Source organism: Nitratidesulfovibrio liaohensis (assembly GCF_011682075.1).
GTDB classification, from domain to species: Bacteria; Desulfobacterota; Desulfovibrionia; order Desulfovibrionales; family Desulfovibrionaceae; genus Cupidesulfovibrio; species Cupidesulfovibrio liaohensis.
In genome coordinates, this window is sequence record NZ_VSMK01000196.1 from 1 (window position 1) to 4,939 (window position 4,939).

Below are 4,939 nucleotides of genomic sequence, written 5' to 3' on the forward strand. Positions count from 1 at the left end.
CTGCCCGCAGCGGGTGGCCGTCGCAGGCCGCCGCCGCGCGCATCGCCCGCCGGTGCGGCACCCTACATCATCTTTTCCGGAGATTACAACATGTCGGACAACGCGCTGCCCAAGGGCTACGAGCCTCGGGACGTAGAATCCCGCTGGCGTGCCCACTGGGAGGGGAACAAGACCTTCACCCCCGACCTGGACGCCCCCGGCGAACCCTTCTCCATCGTCATACCGCCGCCCAACGTCACCGGGGCCCTGCACATGGGCCACGCCCTCAACCTGACCATCCAGGACATCCTGTGCCGCCATGCCCGCCAGAAGGGCAAGAAGGTGCTGTGGGTGCCGGGCACCGACCACGCGGGCATCGCCACCCAGAACGTGGTGGAACGCGGGCTGGCCAAGGAAGGCAAGGGCCGCCACGACCTGGGCCGCGAGAAGTTCATCGAGCGGGTATGGGAATGGCGTGAGGAATACGGCACCCGCATCCTGAACCAGATCCGCGCCATGGGCGCCTCGGTGGACTGGACGCGCGAACGCTTCACCATGGACGAGGGGCTTTCGCGCGCCGTTCGCCAGGTGTTCGTGAAGCTGTACGACGACGGCCTGATCTACAAGGGCGATTACATCATCAACTGGTGCAACCGCTGCCACACCGCCCTTGCCGACGACGAAGTGGATCACCTGCCGCGCAAGGACCACCTGTGGCAGCTGCGCTACCCGCTGGCCGACGGCAGCGGCGAACTGGTCATCGCCACCACCCGTCCGGAGACCATGTTCGGCGACACCGCCGTGTGCGTGCACCCCGAAGACGAGCGCTACACCGCCTTCATCGGCAAGAAGGTGAAGCTGCCCCTGACGGACCGCGAGATTCCGGTCATCGCCGACAACTACGTGGACCGCGAATTCGGCACCGGCGCGCTGAAGGTCACCCCTTCGCACGACCACAACGACTGGGAACTGGGGCACCGCCACAAGCTGGAATTCCTTCAGGTCATCGACGAGAACGGCGTGATGAACGAGCACGCTGGCATCTACGCGGGCCTGACCAAGGAAGAATGCCGCAAGCGCGTGGTGGCCGACCTTGCCGCCCAGGGCGTGCTGGTCAAGGAAGAGGAACTGGACCACAGCGTGGGCCATTGCTACCGCTGCAAGTCGGTCATCGAGCCGCACGTGTCCACCCAGTGGTTCGTGGCGGCCAGCAAGATGGCCCCGCGCGCCCGCGCCGCCGTTCCCGCCGCCACGCAGATTTTCCCCGACAACTGGGAAAAGACCTACTACAACTGGCTGGACAACATCCGCGACTGGTGCATCAGCCGCCAGATATGGTGGGGCCACCGCATTCCCGCGTGGACCTGCGGCGACTGCGGCAAGCTCATCGTGGCCGTGGACGCGCCGGAGCGCTGTTCCTGCGGTTCCGCCAACCTGACGCAGGACGAGGACGTGCTGGACACGTGGTTCTCGTCCGCGCTGTGGCCGTTCTCGACCATGGGCTGGCCGGATGACACCCGCGAACTGAAGACCTTCTACCCCACCTCGGTGCTGGTCACCGGATTCGACATCCTGTTCTTCTGGGTGGCCCGCATGATGATGATGGGGCTGCACTTCATGGACGAGGTGCCGTTCCGCCACGTGTACATCCACGCCCTGGTGCGCGACGCCGAAGGCCGCAAGATGTCCAAGTCCACGGGCAACGTCATCGACCCGCTGGAAATGATCGACAAGTACGGCACCGACTCGCTGCGCTTCACCCTGGCGGCCTTCGCGGCCATGGGGCGCGACATCAAGCTGAGCGAGGAACGCATCGAAGGCTACCGCCACTTTGTCAACAAGCTGTGGAACGCCGCACGCTTCGCGCTGATGAACCTGCCTGACGACGAAGCGCCCGCCCCGGTGGACCTGGACACCGTGCAGGGGCTGCACCACCGCTGGATCCTGCACCGGCTGGAAGAGATGAAGGAATCCACCGACGCAGCCATCACGGGCTACCGCTTCAACGATGCGGCGCAGGGGCTGTACCGGTTCATCTGGAACGAGTTCTGCGACTGGTATCTGGAACTCATCAAGCCGGACATGCAGAGCAATGGGCAGGCCGGGGGCGAACGCAAGGCCGCGGCGCAGCACGTGCTGCTTACCGTGCTGCGCGAAACGCTCACCCTGCTGCACCCCATCATGCCGTTCATCACGTCCGAAATCTGGGCGGCCCTGCCCGGCAACGCGGGCACCGACCTTGCCGTGCAGCCCTTTCCCGCCGCGCGCCCCGGCTGCGTCAAGGCAGAGGATGCCGCACGCATGGAACTGGTACAGGGTGTCATCGGTGCGGTGCGCACCATCCGGGCGGAACTGAACATCGCCCCCTCGCTGCGCCTGACCGCGCTGGTGCGCACGGCCAATGAACACGACCGGCAGGTGCTGGAAGAAAACCGCCAGATGCTGCTGGTGCTGGCCCGGCTGGAAAACGCCGAGTTCGGCCCGGCCATCGAGGCGCCCAGGGCTTCGGCCAGCAACGTGGTGTCCGGCAACGAGGTCATCGTGCCGCTGACCGGCGCCGTGGACTTCGAGGCCGAACTTGCCCGCCTGGACAAGGAACTGGGCAAGATCGAGAAGGATCTGGTGCAGGTCAACAAGAAGCTGGCCAACGAGAGCTTCGTGGACAAGGCCCCCGCCGAGGTGGTGGCCAAGGAGCGCGCCCGCGCCGGTGAACTGGCCGATGCCAAGGCCAAGCTGGAAGCGTTGCAGCAGCGGTTCCGCGAGGCCATCGGCTAGGGTCGTTTCTAAAAGGTCTTTCATCCGTTGGCGTCGTCAAACTTCGCCTGCCATGGCTTTGCTGTCCTTATCCGTAAGACTCGCGCTACGCGCTCGCCTAACGGCTAAGGCTCGGTCGAATACGATAAGAGTACGCGTTGCGGTCCTCATCCGTAATGCTCGAAGATTCGCATAACGGCTGAGGCACTCCCTCATGGCAGGCTCGTTTTCCTCGCCAACGAGCGAAATCCCAATTTAGAAACGCCCCCAGCAAGAATAATACGCCAGAGGGCACTTGCAGGAATGACAACGCCGCGCCGGGCAACCGGCGCGGCGTTTTGCGTGCCTCGCACGGGCGGTGGCGCGGCTTGCCACCCCGGCATGAATCCGCCATACCGGGCATGCGCGTTCCGTGATGGTGCGGTAATGCCTGTCCCCCAAGTTTTGCCCGGTTTTCGTGCGCATCACCTCCATCCCCCTGCGAAGAACTTTCGAGGCTCCCCATGACCGACACCACCCCCCTGCATCTGGTGGCCCCCTGCGGGCTGGACTGTTCGCGCTGCGTGAACTGTAGCGAAGGGCAGGTGGCCGCCCATGCCAAGGCCATCCGCGACATCCTCGGCCCCGGCTTCGGCCCGTTCGCAGAGCGGCTTGCGGCCATGAACCCGGCCCTGGCCGAATACCCGGCCTTTGCCCGCGTGCTGGATGCGCTGGCGGAGGGGACGTGCCCCGGCTGCAAGACGGAACGTCGCACCTGCCTGCCCACCTGCAAGGTGGCCGGGTGCGCCGCCGCGCGCGGGCTGGACTTCTGTGCCGACTGCGCGGACTACCCCTGCGCCGACACCGGCCTGCCGCCCCGGCTGGAGCTGAAGTGGCGCGCCAGCAACGACCACATCCGCGCGGCGGGGCGCGACGCCTTCCTGCGCGCCCTTGCCGAAACGCCCCGCTACCTGTAGGCTGCGGCGCTCAAGAGTTTGTGTTTTTGTAGCTGGGATAACGCAAAGTTCTTTTGCGCGCCCACGAACGGCGCGACACATACCGGAGGAAGGATGAAGGTCTATCTCATCGGCGCGGGGCCCGGCGACCCCGGCCTGCTCACGCTCAAGGGCAAGCGCATCCTCGAATCGGCGGACGTCATCGTCTACGACTACCTCGCCAACGACGCGTTCCTCGCCTACGCCAAGCCCGGCGCGGAAATCATCTACGTGGGCAAGAAGGGCGGCGACCACACCCTGACGCAGGACGGCATCAACCGCCTGATCGTGGACAAGGCCAAGGAAGGCAAGACCGTGGCCCGCCTGAAGGGCGGCGACCCGTACATGTTCGGGCGCGGCGGCGAAGAGGCCGAAGAGCTTCTGGACGCGGGCGTTCCTTTCGAGGAAGTGCCCGGCGTCACCAGCGCCGTGGCCGGTCCCGCCTACGCGGGCATCCCGCTGACGCACCGCTCCTACTCCTCGTCCGTGTCGTTCATCACCGGGCACGAAGACCCCACCAAGCCCGGCTCGGTGCACAACTGGAAGGCCCTGGCCGAAAGCGCCAGCACCCTGGTCTTCTTCATGGGCATGAAGAACCTGCCTGAAATCTCGCGCAAGCTCATCGAGGCGGGCATGTCGCCGGAAACCCCGGCGGCGCTCGTCCACTGGGGCACCACCGCCCGCCACCGCAGCCTAGTGGCCACCATCGCCACCCTGCCGACAGAAGGGCCGAAGCACGGCTTCACCAATCCCTCGCTCATCGTGGTGGGCGGGGTGGTCAACCTGCACGACCGGCTGAACTGGTTCGAGCAAAAGCCCCTGCTGGGCAAGGGCGTGGTGGTCACCCGCGCCCGCGAGCAGGCCAGCGGCCTTGCCGAGGCCCTGCGCGAACTGGGCGCCGACGTGGTGCAGTTTCCCACCATCGAGATCATTCCCCTTGCCGACTATGCCCCGGTGGACGCGGCCATCCGTGATCTGCCCGGCTATGACTGGGTGGTGTTCACCTCGGTCAACGGCGTGAAGCACTTCTGGAACCGCCTTGCCGCGTGCGGGCAGGATTCGCGCGCGCTGGCCGGGCGCAAGGTGGCCGCCATCGGCCCCGCCACCGCCGACGTGCTGCGGACAAAGGGCATAGAACCGGACTTCATCCCCGAAAAGTACGTGGCCGAAGGCGTGGTGGACGGCATGCTGGCGCGCGGCATGGGCGGCAAGCGCGTGCTGCTGCCCCGCGC

The 4,939-nt window shown here is 66.1% G+C and carries 3 protein-coding genes; all 3 read left to right on the forward strand.

Annotated elements, in window-relative coordinates; genetic code table 11:
* The first annotated feature begins 90 nt into the window (after nucleotides 1-90).
* The gene (locus FVW27_RS07795; protein WP_167124106.1) at nucleotides 91-2,754 is read left to right on the forward strand and encodes a valine--tRNA ligase; all 2,664 of its coding nucleotides are present in this window, start codon (nucleotides 91-93) and stop codon (nucleotides 2,752-2,754) included.
* A 482-nt stretch (nucleotides 2,755-3,236) separates the two neighbouring features.
* Nucleotides 3,237-3,689: a DUF3795 domain-containing protein gene (locus FVW27_RS07800; protein WP_167124108.1), complete on the forward strand. Its 453-nt coding sequence runs from the start codon at nucleotides 3,237-3,239 to the stop codon at nucleotides 3,687-3,689.
* Between the two features lie 93 nt (nucleotides 3,690-3,782).
* The coding region (gene cobA / locus FVW27_RS07805) for a uroporphyrinogen-III C-methyltransferase (RefSeq protein WP_167124110.1) at nucleotides 3,783-4,939 on the forward strand (1,157 nt) is incomplete at its 3' end.

Bases quoted from the DNA above. Each gene is read 5' to 3' on its own strand.
- FVW27_RS07795 (WP_167124106.1), top strand. From the start codon at position 91: ATGTCGGACAACGCGCTGCCCAAGGGCTACGAGCCTCGGGACGTAGAA.
- FVW27_RS07800 (WP_167124108.1), top strand. From the start codon at position 3,237: ATGACCGACACCACCCCCCTGCATCTGGTGGCCCCCTGCGGGCTGGAC.